The following is a 13,708-nucleotide window of genomic DNA, read 5'->3' on the forward strand; positions in this document are numbered from 1 at the left end:
AAGGGTCGCGCCGCGATGGCCAGCCTGCCGCTTGATCCATCCCCGCCGCTGGCCGATCCAGCGCCTGACGCCACCATCGACCGGGCTGAACGGCGCGCCGAAATCGCGCTGCGTGCGGCCATCGCCTTGCTGTTTCTGGTGGCGCTGGCGGCGGCGTTGCGCATCTTTGCCCCGGGGGCCGATCGCGCCGCACTGCGCCTCGACCTGGCCAGCGCGTCTGCCCTCGTGCGCGGGGCACCACCGCCCGCGCTGCCCGATCCGGCTGCGCTGCTAGACGTGAGCGCCCGGGATGCTCGCGCGTCCAATGCGGCGGTGCCGATTGCGGTAGCGCCAGTGGCCGCCGCGCCCTTTGCAGTGGGCGCGGCAGCGCCCGCAGCACTGGAACGGGCACGCGATTGCCTGGCCGCCGCCGCCTGGTACGAAGCAGGTGATGATCCTTCGGGAGAGCGGGCCGTGGTGCAGGTCGTGCTCAACCGCGCGCGCCATCCCGCCTTTGCCGGCCCCGGCGGCACGGCCAGCGTGTGCGGCGTGGTGTTCCAGGGATCGCAGCGCCAGACCGGTTGCCAGTTCTCCTTCACCTGCGATGGCAGCCTGGCGCGCCGCCATCCCGGTCTTGCCGCCTGGGCGCGCGCACGCGCCATTGCCGGGGCGGCGCTTGCTGGTGCGGTGGACCCGCGCGTGGGCTGGGCAACGCATTACCATGCCGATTACGTCGTGCCGAAATGGCGCGACGGGCTGGCCAAGCTGGCGCAAGTGGGCGCGCACCTGTTCTATCGCTGGCCGGGTTGGTGGGGCACAGGCCCGGCGTTTCGGCTAAGCGGCACCAATCTCGCGGGAGAGCCGGTGGAGCCAAGCCTCGCCGCCCTGTCTCCAGCGCATGAGAGCACGCTCGCTGCGGCTGACCCCACCCTCCTCGCCGGCCTGACAGACAGTGACGAGGCCGTGACGGTCGATACCCGCCTGGCTGCTATAAACCAGTTGCCGCCTACCGCTCTGCGCGATGCCGGCCCCTCGGCAGCGCTCGCACCGGGCCGGGCCGCACTCATGGCGCTGCATGGCGGCGGCGATGACACGCCGCTCGACAGCAGGCCGATCCGCATCACCTTTGACGCCGCGCTGTTTCCCGGCCGCTATGCCATCCAGGCGCTGGAGGCCTGTGGGCACCGGCCGCGGTGCACCGTGCTGGGCTGGCGCGGCGCGCCGGGCAGCCTCGATACGCTGGCCTTTGCCTATCGTCGCAATCGCGACAGCGGCGGCGAAGGCGCCTGGTGGGATTGCACCCTCACCCCGCGCACCGACCGCGCGCAGTGCCTGCCGCCCGCTGGACAGCGCCAAGCCCTGCTCTCCGGCGGCGGCTGAGCATACTGGGCATCGTCTCCCCTTGCCCGCCGCGCGGCCCCGCTTCACAAGGCGTTGGGGGCCGCGGCGGCGCAGCTGGCAGGAGAGTGGGCAATGGCGGGACTGGCGCGCAACGCCTTGGCAGGGCTGGCGATGGCCGGGCTCATGCTGCCCGAGGCGGTCGCCTATGCCGGGATTGCCGGGCTGGCACCGGGCCGCGCGCTGATTGCGGCGGTGGTCGGCGGGTTGGCCTATGCCGTGGTCGGTCGCAGCCGCTTTGCCGTGGTTTCGCCCACGTCGTCGTCCGCCGCGATCCTGGCGGCGAGCCTGGCCAGCCTGGCGACGGGCCAGGCCGGAGCAGCGATGCTGGCAGCCAATGCCACGGCGCTGACGCTGCTGGCCGGCGCCCTGTTCCTGGCGCTGGCCGCCGCGCGCCTGGGCAGTCTGGCCGGGTTTGTCGCGCGGCCGGTGCTGCGCGGCTTTGCCCTTGGGCTGGCGCTGACCATCATCATCCGCCAGTTGCCGGCCTTGACCGGCCTGCCCGCGCCGCAAGGCAGCGTGGGTGTGGTTGGCTGGACCATCCTGCGCCAAGCGGGGCAGTGGCATGGCGCCACTCTGGCCTGTGGCGTGGGCGCGCTGGCGCTGCTGTTGCTGCTGCGCCGCTGGCCCGGTGTGCCTGGCGCGCTGATCGTGCTGGTCCTGGGCATTGCCGGGGCCAGCCTGCCGGGCTTTGCCGGGCTGGGCGTGGCCCAGGCTGGCCCCGCCCCCCTGCTGCTCGCCGCGCCAGTGCTGCCCGGTGATCCGGCGCAATGGCTGCGCCTGGTGCCGCTGGCCGCGCCGCTGGTACTGATCCTGTTTGCCGAAAGCTGGGGCACGATGCGCAGCCTGGCCCTGGCGCGCGGCGATACGCTGGATGCCAATCGCGAGCTGGCCGGGCTGGGCCTGGCCAATGCCGCCGCCGCGCTGGCGCAGGGCATGCCGGTGGGTGCGGGCTTTTCCGCCGGATCGGCTAATGCCGCCAGCGGCGCCACCAGCCGCGCGGCCGGCGTGTTTGCTGCGCTGGCCCTGCTTGCCCTGGTACTATGGGCCGGGCCGCTGACCGCGCGCCTGCCGCAGCCGGTGCTGGCCGCTGTGGTCGTCGCGGCGCTGACCCACGCCCTGTCGCCCGCGCCGCTGCTGCGGCCGTGGAAAGTGGGGCGCGACCGCTGGACCGCGCCCGTTGCCGCGCTCGGCGTGCTCACGCTGGGCGTGCTCGATGGCCTGCTCTTGGCCGTGGGCCTCAGCCTGGCGCAATTGCTCTATCGCCTGGCCCATCCCTCGCTCAGCCAGTTGGGGCAGTTGGGCACCAGCCACGATTATGTCGACATGGCCGCCCACGATACCGCGCGCGCAGTGGGCGGGCTGGCGATCTTCCGGCCCAACGCGCCGCTGTTTTTTGCCAATGCCGAAACCGTGCTGGGCCTGGTGGCGCGCCGCGCGCAAGGGCTGGGCGTGCCGGTGGTGGTCTTGAGCCTGGAAGAGAGTGACGATCTTGATACCACGGCCGCCGAGGCGATCGGCGAATTGCATGCCACGCTGGCGCGGCGCGGCGGGCGCCTGATCCTGGCGCGCACGCACGATCGCGCGCGCGCGGTGCTGGCGGCATCGGGCCTGGGTGATCTGGCACGCGATGCCACCTTCAGCGTTGCCGATGCAGTGGCATTGGCGCAGACTGCGCCGCGGCAGGCGTGAAGCATGGAGCGTGAGTCATGGGGCTGGCCGGTCCGATCCAACCGATTCTCAAGACCGTGGCGATTGCCGATCTGCGCCCCACGCAGATGACCGTTGGCCTGCGCGAGGTGGAGCGCAAGCGCCGCGACTGGGCGCGCCGCAACGAAGCCAGCGCCGCCGGCGAATTTCTGGGCGCGCACATGATCCCGGCCGTGATCGGCCCCGATGACCAGCTGTGGATGCTCGATCACCATCACCTGGCCCTGGCGCTGCATCTGGAAGGGGTGGAAGAAGTGCTGGTGTCGGTGGTGGCGCGGCTGGCGCACTTGCCGCGCAAGCGGTTTCTGGCGTTTCTCGACGCCAACAACTGGCTGCACCCCTATGACGCGCGCGGCCGCCGCCGCGAATGGAAGGCGCTGCCCCATCACGTGGGCAAGCTGGAGGATGATCCCTGGCGCTCGCTAGCCGGTGACGTGCGCCGTGCCGGCGGCTATGCCAAGACCACGCGGCCCTATGCCGAATTCCTGTGGGCCGATTTCTTTCGCGATCACATCGGCCCGCGCAAGCTGGCCAACAAGTTTGACCAGGCCCTGCGCGAGGCGATCGACCTGGCCCGTGGCCACGGCGCGCGGCACTTGCCCGGCTATGCCGGGGTGGAAAGCTATTAGGCGCGCGGCTGACCTGCGTTAGCCGTAAACGCCCGGCGCAAACCCGGTGGCGCCGCTTTCCACCTCGAACAGGGCGCCATCATATTCGCCCGGATCGGCAAGGCCAACGCGCGCGCCGGTCACGAACATGCGATCAAGCCCTTCGCCGGCAAACGTGATGTTGGTAATGCGCCGCGCCGGCAGGGCGATCGTGCGGTCGAGCCGGCCATCAGGGGCAAAGCGGCTGATCCGCCCACCATCCCAATGCGCCTGCCACAGGAAACCCTGCGCATCGCAGATCATGCCGTCGGGATAGCCATCGTCCTCGGCCAGGCGAACAAACACCTCGCGCGGGCCAACGCCTTCGTCGGTCAGCGCAAAGCGATAGATCACCCGGCGCGCGCTGTCGGCATGATAGAGCCACTGCCCGCATGGCGAGAAAGCCGGCCCGTTTGGTACGCCATAGCCGGTGTCGATCGCCTGGAAAGTGCCATCATGCCCCAGGCGATAGAGCGTGCCGTTGTCCTGCTCTTCGGCCATGTCCATCGTGCCGCACCAGATGGCGCCGTGGGCATCGGCCTTGCCATCGTTCATGCGGTTGCCCGGCAGATGCGGCTCTGGCCCGGTGCGCGGCCCGATCACGGGCATGGCTGACGCGGCATCAAAGGTGATCGAGCCGACACCGCCGCGAAAGCCGCCGATCAGGCCGCCCGTCTTGGCTGCCGCCACCCACCCCAGTGGCTCTGGCATGGTCCAGCGATCGATGGCGCCGCTAGCCAGATCCATGCGGTTGAGCGCGGGCGCGAGGATGTCGGTCCAATAGAGCGCGCCGTCGCGCGGGCACCACAGCGTGCCCTCGCCCAGGATATCGGCCACGTCGCGGTCGATCTTGCGCCACAAAGCCATCGCGCTCCGGTCCTCTCTATCGTGCCGGGTGGGAAAGCGCGGCAGGCGCCACCCTTTCCCACCCCGATCGCTGGTCTGTTCCGATCAGTGATTGTCGCGCGGCAGGCCCATGGTCTGGGCGATCCGCTGATACTTTTCCGCGCCTTCCAGAATGGCGCCCGTGTTGAGCTGGCCGACCACGGCGCGCTGGATTTCCTGCCACGGCGTCTGGCTGGCGGGATAGGGATAGCCACCCTTGGCCACCAGCGCGGCACGGCGCGCTTCCAGCACGTCGTCTGCCACCAGCACATTGACCGTGCCGGCCCTCAGATCGATGCGCACGCGATCGCCGGTTTCGAGCAGGGCCAGGCCGCCCATCGCCGCCGCTTCCGGGCTGGCGTTGAGGATCGACGGGCTGCCCGAAGTGCCCGACTGGCGCCCGTCGCCGATGCATGGGAGCGCGCTGACGCCCTCGGTGATGAGATAGGCCGGCGGGCGCATGTTGACCACTTCGGCCGCGCCGGGATAGCCGATCGGCCCCGCCCCGCGCATGAACAGCAGCGTTTCGGGCGTGATCCCCACGGCGGGATCATCGATGCGGTGGTGATAGTCTTCCGGCCCATCGAACACCACGCAGGGGCCTTCGAACGCTTCGGGATCGGCCGGGTTGGACAGATAGCGCGCGCGGAATTCCGCGCTGATCACGCTGGTCTTCATGATCGCAGCGTCGAACAGGTTGCCCTTGAGCACCAGGAAACCGGCTTCTTCCACCAGCGGCTGGGCAAATGGGCGGATCACGCGTTCGTCCTCGATTTCCACGCCACGGCAGTTTTCGCCCATGGTGCGGCCGTTGACGGTCATCGCCCCTTCGCGGATCAGGCCCTGGCCAATCAGCTGGCCAACCACGGCCGGAACGCCACCGGCGCGATAATAGTCCTCGCCCAGGTATTCGCCGGCCGGCTGCAGGTTGACCAGCAGCGGCACCTTGTGGCCCAGGCGCTGCCAATCATCGAGCGGCAGGTCCACGCCGACATGGCGGGCGATGGCGGCCAGGTGGATCGGCGCGTTGGTCGATCCGCCAATCGCGGAATTGACGACGATGGCGTTGTGGAACGCATCGATCGTCAGAATGTCTGACGGCTTGAGGTCTTCGCGCACCATGTCCACGATGCGCTTGCCGGTGTGATAGGCGCATTCCTGGCGATCGCGATAGGGCGCGGGGATCGCCGCCGAACCAGGCAGCATCATGCCCAGCGCCTCGGCCAGAGAGTTCATCGTGGTGGCCGTGCCCATGGTGTTGCAATAGCCGGTGGACGGCGCCGATGAGGCGACGAGCTTGATGAAGCCATCGGCATCGAGTTCACCGGCGGCCATCATCTGGCGGCCCTTCCACACGATGGTGCCCGAGCCGGTGCGTTCGCCCTTGTGCCAGCCATTGAGCATCGGCCCCACCGACAGGGCGATGGCCGGGATGTTGACCGTGGCGGCCGCCATCAGCAGCGCCGGCGTGGTCTTGTCACATCCGGTGGTGAGCACCACGCCATCGATGGGATAGCCATAGAGCGCCTCGACCAGGCCAAGATAGGCCAGATTGCGATCGAGCCCGGCGGTGGGCCGCTTGCCGGTTTCCTGGATCGGGTGCACCGGGAATTCCAGCACGATGCCGCCCGCTTCGCGCACGCCTTCGCGGATGCGCTCGGCCAGCACGAGGTGGTGGCGGTTGCATGGGGAAAGGTCGCTGCCGGTCTGGGCGATACCGATGATCGGCTTGCCGCTGCGCAGTTCTTCCAGGCTCAACCCGAAGTTCAGATACCGCTCCAGATAGAGCGAGGTCATGTCGATGTTATCGGGATTGTCGAACCAGGCGCGGCTGCGCAGCTTCGGGGTCTGGTGCTCGGTCATAGGGGCCTATCAGCGCGAGGTGGAAACGCGATAGACCATGACATGCCGATAGGGCTTGCCAGGATCGACGCGCGCGGAAACGAACGACGGGTGGTTGGGCGCATCGGGGAACTTCTGTGGTTCCAGCGCGATGCCATCGCCCATGCGATAGAGGTGGCCCTGCTTGCCGACCAGAGTGCCATCGAGGAAATTGCCGGCATAGAACTGCACGCCCGGCTCGGTGGTGAGCACTTCGAGCACGCGGCCCGAGGCAGGATCTTCCAGCCGCGCGGCAAGGCCCGGCTGCGCCGTCACGCCCTTGTCGAGCGCGAAGTTGTGGTCATAGCCACGGCCATAGACGATCTGCTGGTCACGCCCATCGCGCAGGCCATCGGCGACGCGGCGCGCTTGCGTGAAATCGAACACGGTGCCGGCCACCGGGCGCAATTCACCGGTGGGGATCAGCGTGGCGTCGATGGGCGTAAACGCCTTGGCCGGAATGGTCAGCACATGATCCATCGCGCCCTGCGACGATCCTTCGCCAGCGAGGTTGAAGATGGCGTGGTTGGTCATGTTGATGATCGTGGGCTTGTCGGTGGTCGCTTCGAACGCGATCGTCAGATTGCCCGCCTCGTCCAGCGAATAGGTCACCGTGGCCTTGACCGTGCCGGGATAGCCGGCGTCGCCATCGGGGCTGACATGGCTGAGCACGACGCTGGCCACCGGGCCGGATTTCACCGACACCACTTGCCACACCTGCTTGTCAAAGCCCTTGCCACCGCCATGCAGGCTGGCAGCCTTTTCATTGAGCGGCAGTTGATAGGCCTTGCCATCGAGCGTGAACTTGCCGCCGGCAATGCGGTTGGCATAGCGGCCCACGGTGACCCCGAAATAGTTGGGGTGATCGACATAGCCAGCGAGGTCGTCATAGCCGAGCAGCACGTCGGCCGGCTTGCCCGCGCGATCGGGCACGACCAGCGCCTGCAGCGTGGCGCCATAGCTGAGGATGCGGGCCGAAACGCCATTGGCGGCCTTGAGCGTAACGGCAACAACCTTCTGACCATCGGCCAGCAAACCTGCCGCCTCCTGGCTTGCCTGGGCAGCGTGGGCACCGGAAAACGGCGCAAGCGCCAGCAGCGCGGCAAGGGAAGCGGCCTTGGTGTTCATCCTGGTCTCCATGGTCGGCCTTTCTTGCCCGCTGGGCGGCACGTGAAAACACGTGCGCAGCCATTGACGTGGCCGTACCCGAGCATATAGTCCGACAAATAGAAAGAGCGCAAGCCGGTTCGCAAGCATCACGACGGGATGGCGAGGCCGCGCATTGCCGTTGCACACACACCCCTTCGAGAGAGGATGGACATGCCCCCAGTTGCTTCTTCGGCTGCGGCTTCCGCTGCCCCTGGCGAGGGCTTGCCGCCCGGCGCCAGCTATGGCCGCGCGCTGGCGCTCCTGGCCACGCTGTTCTTCATGTGGGGCTTCATCACGGTCATCAACAACACCCTGCTGCCGCATCTGCGCGCGGTGTTCGACCTCAACTATACCCAGACCACGCTGATCGAATCCGTGTGGTTCATTGCCTATTTCGTCGCCTCGATCCCCTCCGCCAAGCTGATCGAGAAGATCGGCTACAAGATGGCGATGGTGACCGGCCTGCTGATCATGGCCGCTGGCGCGCTGGGCATGATGGTGGCGGCCTCGATCCCGTCCTATGGCGTCACGCTGGTCATGCTGTTTGTCATCGCCAGCGGCATCACCCTGCTGCAAGTCGCGGCCAATCCCTATGTCGCCGTCGTTGGCCCGGCCGAAACCGCATCTTCGCGGCTCACCCTGGTGCAGGCGCTCAACTCGGCCGGCACGATGCTGGCCCCGCTGTTCGGCGCCTATCTGATCCTGGGCCGCTCCAAAAGCGGCACGGCCAGCGCCACCACCGTGCTCACCCCGGCCGAGCGCCTGGCCGATGCGCATTCGGTTATCCTGCCCTATGGCCTGGTGGCCGCCGTGCTGGTGGTGCTGGCCGTGGTGATCGCGCGCTATCCCCTGCCCGCCATGGGCAGCGCGACCAGTCGCATGGCAGCAGAAGAACGCAAGCATCACTCGCTGTGGTCACACCGCAACCTTGTGTTCGGCATTCCGGCGATCTTCATCTATCTGATCGCCGAAATCGGCGTGGCCAACCTGTTCGTCAATTTCGTCAGCCAGGGTGACATTGCCAACCTGACGCACGAGCAGGCTGGGCGCTATCTCACGTTCCTGTGGGGCGGAATGATGGTGGGCCGCTTTGCCGGCGGGGCGATCATGCAGAGGGTTCGCGCTGAAACCGTGCTGGCCCTGGCTGCCGTCGGCGCATTCGTGGTGATGATGATCACGGTCGCCACGCACGGGCCCGTGGCGATGTGGGCGCTGATCAGCGTGGGGCTGTTCCACTCGATCATGTTCCCCACGATCTTTACCCTGGGGATCAAGGGCCTTGGCCCGCTGACCGAGGAAGCATCGGGCCTGCTGATCATGGCCATTGCCGGCGGCGCGCTGGTGGTGGTGCAGGGCAAGCTGGCCGATGCCTTTGGCCTGCAGACCTCGTTCCTGCTGACCGCGGCGTGCGAGCTTTACATCATCTTCTACGCGCTGTGGGGTGCGAAGACCAAGGCAACAGACTGATCGGCTCCTCCCCGAAACGGGGAGGGGGACCAGCCGCAGGCTGGTGGAGGGGGATTTCGGCCTAAACCGCCGTTTCAGGTTGCCAATCCCCTCCACCACGCTTCGCGCGGTCCCCCTCCCCGTGCCGGGGAGGATCAGGACCGAGCGCGCGCGGCTAACTCGATCGCGCTGGCGGTGTCTTCCAGGGCGAGTTGCACCAGAACGCCCATCGCCTGGGAGGCTGCCTCGCCATCGCCTTCGGCAATCGCGTCATAGACGCGCGCATGATCGGGAATGGGATTGCGTGGCAGTTCCCGGCTGCGCTGCTTGAACCGCGTGGTCCAGTGCACCGCCGCGCCGATGCTGGCTGAGAGCACCATGAGCGCGGCATTGTGGCTGGCGCGCAGCACGGCATCGTGGAAATCACGGTCAGCCGCGCGGCCGGCATCGTTGGTCAGCGTGTGCCGCCGCATCGCCGAAAGGGCATCACGGATCGCCTTGAGATCGGCCTTGTCGCGGCGCTGGGCCGCCAGGCGCGCGGCGGCCGGTTCCACCACGGCGCGCAGTTCGAACAGATCGCGCACGAATTGCAGATCGGGTTCGCCGGCAAAGGCCCAGGCGAGCACTTCAGGATCGAGCAGATTCCAGCGGTCGCGCTCCAGCACGCGGGTGCCGGCCTTGGGGCGGCTGGCGACCAGGCCCTTGGCGGTCAGTACCTGGATCGCCTCGCGATAGGCGCTGCGCGACACTTTGAGTTCTTCGGCAAAGGCCACCTCGCCCGACAGGATATCGCCTGGCTGGTATTGGCCCGACAGGATCGCCGTGCCCAGCTTGTGGGCGATGGCCCCATGCAGGCGCCGGCCAGGGCCGCGCGCCGGGCTATCGCGCTCCTCGGCCGCGACACTGTCCGGCGCCGCGCTGTCGGCGGCGCTTTCCATTGCCTTGCCCTTGCGCGATTTGTCCGGGAACTGCCGTTGCGTCACTGTCTCGATCGCCTCCTGTCAAACGTGGGTAGCAGGGAGCGACACGGGGTGAAACGACTATTATTGCGTTTGTCATGCTGGCGGAATATGTCGGAGTAAATAGGGAGAATCCGATGACCGAATTCCGCTCGACCGACGCCCACACCGGGCAGCCCCATGGGCCCGCCCTGGCGGTGCACGGCCTTGACGATGTGGCCCGGCTGTGTGCCGCGGCCGAAGCGGCGTTCGACATCTATCGCGCCACGAGCCGCGAAGAGCGCGCCCGCTTCCTGGAAACCATCGCCGAGGAAATCCTTGCCATCGGCGATCCCTTGATCGTGGCCGCCATGCGCGAAAGCGGGTTGCCGCGCGCGCGGCTGGAGGGCGAGCGCGGCCGCACCGTGGGCCAGTTGCGCCTGTTTGCCGGCGTGGTGCGTGCAGGCGCATGGCAGCAGTTGCGCATCGATCCGGCCCTGCCCGATCGCCAGCCCCTGCCCCGCCCCGATCTGCGCCTGCGGATGATCCCGCTTGGCCCGGTGGCGGTGTTCGGCGCGTCCAACTTCCCCTTGGCGTTCTCTACGGCCGGGGGTGATACCGCCTCGGCGCTGGCGGCGGGGTGCCCGGTGGTCGTCAAGGGCCACCCGGCCCATCCCGACACCGGCGCGCTGGTCGCGGGTGCGATTGCCCGCGCGGTGGCCGCATGCGGCCTGCCCGAAGGCGTGTTCGGCCATCTCGTTGGCCCCGGCAACGAACTGGGCGCAGCGCTGGTGGCCGATCCGCGCATGGCCGCTGTCGGTTTTACTGGCTCGCGCGGTGGCGGGCTGGCGCTCGCCCGCATTGCACAACAGCGCGAGGTGCCGATCCCGGTCTATGCCGAAATGTCGAGCGTCAACCCGGTCTTGCTGATGCCGGCAGCACTCGCTGCACGCGGCGCGGCGCTCGGCCAGGCGTTCGTCGGCTCGCTCACCATGGGCGCCGGGCAGTTCTGCACCAACCCCGGCCTGGTACTGGCCATCGCGGGCGACGGGCTCGATGCCTTCCTGGCCGCCGCGCGCGAGGGCGTGGGCCAGGCGCAGCCGCAGACCATGCTGACCAGCGGCATCCACGCTGCCTATGAAGCCGGGGTCAAGGCGCTGGCCACGGCCCCCGGCGTGGAAACCGTGGCGACCGGCCCGATGGGCGAAGGCCCCTGTGGCCAGGCCGCGCTGTTCGTCACCACGGCCCAGGCCTTCCTGACCGACAAGGCGCTCGGCCACGAAGTGTTCGGCGCCAGTTCGATCGTGGTGACCTGCGCCGATGCGGCCGAGCTGGCCATGGTGCTCAAGGGCCTGGAAGGCCAGTTGACCGCCACCCTGCACATGGACGCTGCCGACGAAGGGCTGGCAGGCGAACTGCTGCCGATCCTGGAGCGCAAGGTTGGCCGCATCCTCGCCAACGGCTGGCCCACCGGCGTCGAAGTGTGCCACGCCATGGTGCACGGCGGGCCGTTCCCGGCCACGTCCGATCCGCGCACCACCTCGGTCGGCAGCCTGGCGATCGATCGCTTCCTGCGCCCGGTCAGCTACCAGAACCTGAGCCAGGCGGTGTTGCCAGCCGAACTGACCGATGCCGCACGCGGCGATGGCGCGCCGCGCCTGATCGACGGCACGCTCACGCTCTGATCCCCTTCTCTCGCGAAAGATCCTCTTCCATGGCAACCCGCCTTCTTCAGCATCGCAGCGCCGATGGCACGCGTCGCGTGATCCTGGCCACCGGTGACAGCGCCGTGTTCCTCGACAGCCCCGCGACGGTGCGCGAGCTGGCCCAGGCGGCGATCGCCGCCGGGCACAGCCTGGCCGATGCCGCTGCCGCCCGCGCCGGCAGCCACGCGGTGGACATCGCCGCAGAGCTCGCCGCCGGAACGCTGCTGCCCGCCATCGATCATGACGACACCGCGCGCGTCTGGCTGACCGGCACGGGCCTTACCCATCTTGGTTCGGCCGAAGGGCGCGACAAGATGCACCGCGATGCCGCGCAGGCCGAAAAACAGACGGATTCGATGCGGATGTTCCTGGAAGGGCTGGAAGGTGGCAAGCCCGCCGTTGGCACCGAAGGGCAACAACCGGAATGGTTCTACAAGGGCGATGGTACGCAGCTGGTCGGCCCGGGCCAGCCGCTGACGATGCCGGCCTTTGCCCAGGATGGCGGCGAGGAGCCGGAACTGGCCGGGATCTATCTCATCGGCGCAGACGGCACGCCCTGGCGCCTGGGGCTGGCACTGGCCAACGAGTTTTCCGACCATGTGACCGAGCGCCACAACTATCTGTGGCTGGCCCATTCCAAGCTGCGCCAGGCCGCGCTCGGCGCCGAACTGCTGCTGGGCAGCCCGCCGGCCGATATTCGCGGCACCAGCCGCGTGCTGCGCGATGGCGCCACACTGTGGGAAAAGCCGTTCCTTTCGGGCGAAGGCAACATGTCGCACAGCCTGGCCAACCTGGAACACCATCACTTCAAATACGGGCTGTTCCGCCGGCCCGGAGACATTCACGTGCATTTCTTCGGCACGGCCACGCTTTCGTTCAGCGACGGGATCAAGACGCAGGAAGGCGACGCCTTCGAAATCGCGGCTGCGCCCTTTGCCCTGCCGCTGCACAATCCACTGGCGCGCGCAGCGGCCGGCCCCGTGCCGTTCGCAGTCAAGGTGCTCTAAGCCATGGACCCGATCCGCATTGCCGTGGTCGGCATGGGCAAGATCGCCCATGACCAGCACCTGCCCGCGATTGCCGGCAACCCGGCCTTTACCCTAGCCGCCACGGTCAGCCGCAGCGACAGCAGCGTGGAGGGCGTGCCCCATTTCCACGATCTGTCCGCCCTGCTCGACAGTGGCGTGGCCATCGATGCGGTGGCGCTCTGCACCCCGCCGCAGGTGCGTTATGATCTGGCGGCGCTGGCGCTGGACAGGGGCCTGCACGTGTTCCTGGAAAAGCCGCCGGGCGCCACCCTGGCCGAAGTCGATGCGCTTGTGGCCCATGCCGCCAAGGCCGGCACCACGCTGTTTGCCTCGTGGCATTCGCGCTATGCCGCTGGCGTTGCCCCGGCGCGCGCCTGGCTCGCCGACCGGCAGATCACCGGCGTCAAGGTGATCTGGCGCGAGGATGTGCGCGTGTGGCATCCGGGCCAGGCGTGGATCTGGGAGCCAGGCGGCCTGGGCGTGTTCGATCCGGGGATCAATGCGCTCTCGATCATCACCCACATCCTGCCTGATCCGTTCTTCCTGGCCGAAGCCACGCTGGAAGTACCGGAAAACCGCGCTGCCCCGATTGCGGCAGACCTGCATTTCCGCGATTCTCGCGGCACGGCCATCCACATGGATCTCGATTGGCGCCAGACCGGCCCGCAGAGCTGGGACATCGTGGTGGAGACCGCCGATGGCACGCTGCGCCTTGCCAACGGCGGTGCGGTCCTGACCCTGCCGGGCGAAACCCTGCGCCACGACGACCACGAATATCCTGGCCTCTATGCCCGCTTTGCCGATCTCGTCGCGCAGGGGCAAAGCGATGTCGACACTCGCCCCCTTACCCTGGTGGCCGATGCATTCTTGCGCGGCAAACGGCTGGTGACAGACGCCTTTTTCGATTGATCCCGCCCCCTTCGCAAACAAGGACGCGCCCT

General features: G+C 68.2%; 11 protein-coding genes. 7 read left to right on the top strand and 4 right to left on the bottom strand.

Annotated features, from left to right (window positions below; genetic code table 11):
* The first annotated feature begins 15 nt into the window (after nucleotides 1–15).
* The 3 genes from C8K14_RS03445 to C8K14_RS03455 all read left to right on the top strand — a co-directional run bounded on the left by C8K14_RS03445 (nucleotide 16) and on the right by C8K14_RS03455 (nucleotide 3,716).
* Nucleotides 16–1,359 (top strand): cell wall hydrolase, encoded by a 1,344-nt coding sequence (locus tag C8K14_RS03445; RefSeq protein ID WP_107715692.1) that lies wholly within the window; start codon nucleotides 16–18, stop codon nucleotides 1,357–1,359.
* Between the two features lie 93 nt (nucleotides 1,360–1,452).
* Nucleotides 1,453–3,069 carry a SulP family inorganic anion transporter gene (locus tag C8K14_RS03450; protein ID WP_107715693.1) on the top strand — a complete coding sequence of 539 codons (1,617 nt, stop codon included), beginning with the start codon at nucleotides 1,453–1,455 and terminating at the stop codon, nucleotides 3,067–3,069.
* A gap of 17 nt (nucleotides 3,070–3,086) precedes the next feature.
* Entirely contained in the window at nucleotides 3,087–3,716 is a 630-nt protein-coding gene (locus C8K14_RS03455) for a ParB-like protein (RefSeq protein ID WP_084390690.1), read from the top strand.
* A gap of 18 nt (nucleotides 3,717–3,734) precedes the next feature.
* On the opposite strand, the gene C8K14_RS03460 is transcribed toward C8K14_RS03455, so the two are convergent.
* The 3 genes from C8K14_RS03460 to C8K14_RS03470 form a co-directional block, all read right to left on the bottom strand.
* Nucleotides 3,735–4,601: an SMP-30/gluconolactonase/LRE family protein gene (locus tag C8K14_RS03460; RefSeq protein ID WP_107715694.1), complete on the bottom strand. Its 867-nt coding sequence runs from the start codon at nucleotides 4,599–4,601 to the stop codon at nucleotides 3,735–3,737.
* An 84-nt stretch (nucleotides 4,602–4,685) separates the two neighbouring features.
* Nucleotides 4,686–6,482 (bottom strand): IlvD/Edd family dehydratase, encoded by a 1,797-nt coding sequence (locus C8K14_RS03465; RefSeq protein WP_107715695.1) that lies wholly within the window; start codon nucleotides 6,480–6,482, stop codon nucleotides 4,686–4,688.
* Between the two features lie 9 nt (nucleotides 6,483–6,491).
* Nucleotides 6,492–7,628 (bottom strand): aldose epimerase family protein, encoded by a 1,137-nt coding sequence (locus C8K14_RS03470; RefSeq protein WP_369974031.1) that lies wholly within the window; start codon nucleotides 7,626–7,628, stop codon nucleotides 6,492–6,494.
* A gap of 192 nt (nucleotides 7,629–7,820) precedes the next feature.
* On the opposite strand from C8K14_RS03470, the gene C8K14_RS03475 reads away from it, so the two are divergent.
* Complete coding sequence (locus C8K14_RS03475; RefSeq protein WP_107715771.1) at nucleotides 7,821–9,116, top strand: sugar MFS transporter; 1,296 nt, start codon at nucleotides 7,821–7,823, stop codon at nucleotides 9,114–9,116.
* 134 nt (nucleotides 9,117–9,250) lie between these two features.
* Here the strand turns inward: C8K14_RS03475 and C8K14_RS03480 are convergent, their stop codons facing one another.
* The gene (locus C8K14_RS03480) at nucleotides 9,251–10,078 is read right to left on the bottom strand and encodes a FadR/GntR family transcriptional regulator (RefSeq protein ID WP_233250880.1); all 828 of its coding nucleotides are present in this window, start codon (nucleotides 10,076–10,078) and stop codon (nucleotides 9,251–9,253) included.
* A 113-nt stretch (nucleotides 10,079–10,191) separates the two neighbouring features.
* Here C8K14_RS03480 and C8K14_RS03485 point away from each other — a divergent pair, with 113 nt between their 5' ends.
* Genes C8K14_RS03485 through C8K14_RS03495 form a run of 3 tightly spaced genes read left to right on the top strand, consistent with a single transcriptional unit; the run spans nucleotide 10,192 to nucleotide 13,676 of the window.
* The gene (locus C8K14_RS03485; protein ID WP_179562792.1) at nucleotides 10,192–11,718 is read left to right on the top strand and encodes an aldehyde dehydrogenase (NADP(+)); all 1,527 of its coding nucleotides are present in this window, start codon (nucleotides 10,192–10,194) and stop codon (nucleotides 11,716–11,718) included.
* A gap of 29 nt (nucleotides 11,719–11,747) precedes the next feature.
* Nucleotides 11,748–12,746, top strand: a complete 999-nt coding sequence (gene araD1 / locus C8K14_RS03490) for an AraD1 family protein (protein ID WP_107715698.1) — start codon at nucleotides 11,748–11,750, stop codon at nucleotides 12,744–12,746.
* 3 nt (nucleotides 12,747–12,749) lie between these two features.
* A complete protein-coding gene (locus tag C8K14_RS03495) occupies nucleotides 12,750–13,676 on the top strand; it encodes a Gfo/Idh/MocA family protein (RefSeq protein ID WP_107715699.1) in 927 nt (308 codons plus the stop codon).
* Nucleotides 13,677–13,708 lie beyond the last annotated feature (32 nt).

Source organism: Novosphingobium sp. GV079, assembly GCF_003058045.1.
GTDB classification, from domain to species: Bacteria; Pseudomonadota; Alphaproteobacteria; order Sphingomonadales; family Sphingomonadaceae; genus Novosphingobium; species Novosphingobium capsulatum.

What these genes read in the sequence shown, in the direction of transcription:
- C8K14_RS03445 (WP_107715692.1), top strand. Translation starts at nt 16, where the DNA reads ATGGCCAGCCTGCCGCTTGATCCATCCCCGCCGCTGGCCGATCCAGCG.
- C8K14_RS03450 (WP_107715693.1), top strand. Translation starts at nt 1,453, where the DNA reads ATGGCGGGACTGGCGCGCAACGCCTTGGCAGGGCTGGCGATGGCCGGG.
- C8K14_RS03455 (WP_084390690.1), top strand. Translation starts at nt 3,087, where the DNA reads ATGGGGCTGGCCGGTCCGATCCAACCGATTCTCAAGACCGTGGCGATT.
- C8K14_RS03460 (WP_107715694.1), bottom strand. Translation starts at nt 4,601, where the DNA reads ATGGCTTTGTGGCGCAAGATCGACCGCGACGTGGCCGATATCCTGGGC.
- C8K14_RS03465 (WP_107715695.1), bottom strand. Translation starts at nt 6,482, where the DNA reads ATGACCGAGCACCAGACCCCGAAGCTGCGCAGCCGCGCCTGGTTCGAC.
- C8K14_RS03470 (WP_369974031.1), bottom strand. Translation starts at nt 7,628, where the DNA reads ATGAACACCAAGGCCGCTTCCCTTGCCGCGCTGCTGGCGCTTGCGCCG.
- C8K14_RS03475 (WP_107715771.1), top strand. Translation starts at nt 7,821, where the DNA reads ATGCCCCCAGTTGCTTCTTCGGCTGCGGCTTCCGCTGCCCCTGGCGAG.
- C8K14_RS03485 (WP_179562792.1), top strand. Translation starts at nt 10,192, where the DNA reads ATGACCGAATTCCGCTCGACCGACGCCCACACCGGGCAGCCCCATGGG.
- araD1 (WP_107715698.1), top strand. Translation starts at nt 11,748, where the DNA reads ATGGCAACCCGCCTTCTTCAGCATCGCAGCGCCGATGGCACGCGTCGC.
- C8K14_RS03495 (WP_107715699.1), top strand. Translation starts at nt 12,750, where the DNA reads ATGGACCCGATCCGCATTGCCGTGGTCGGCATGGGCAAGATCGCCCAT.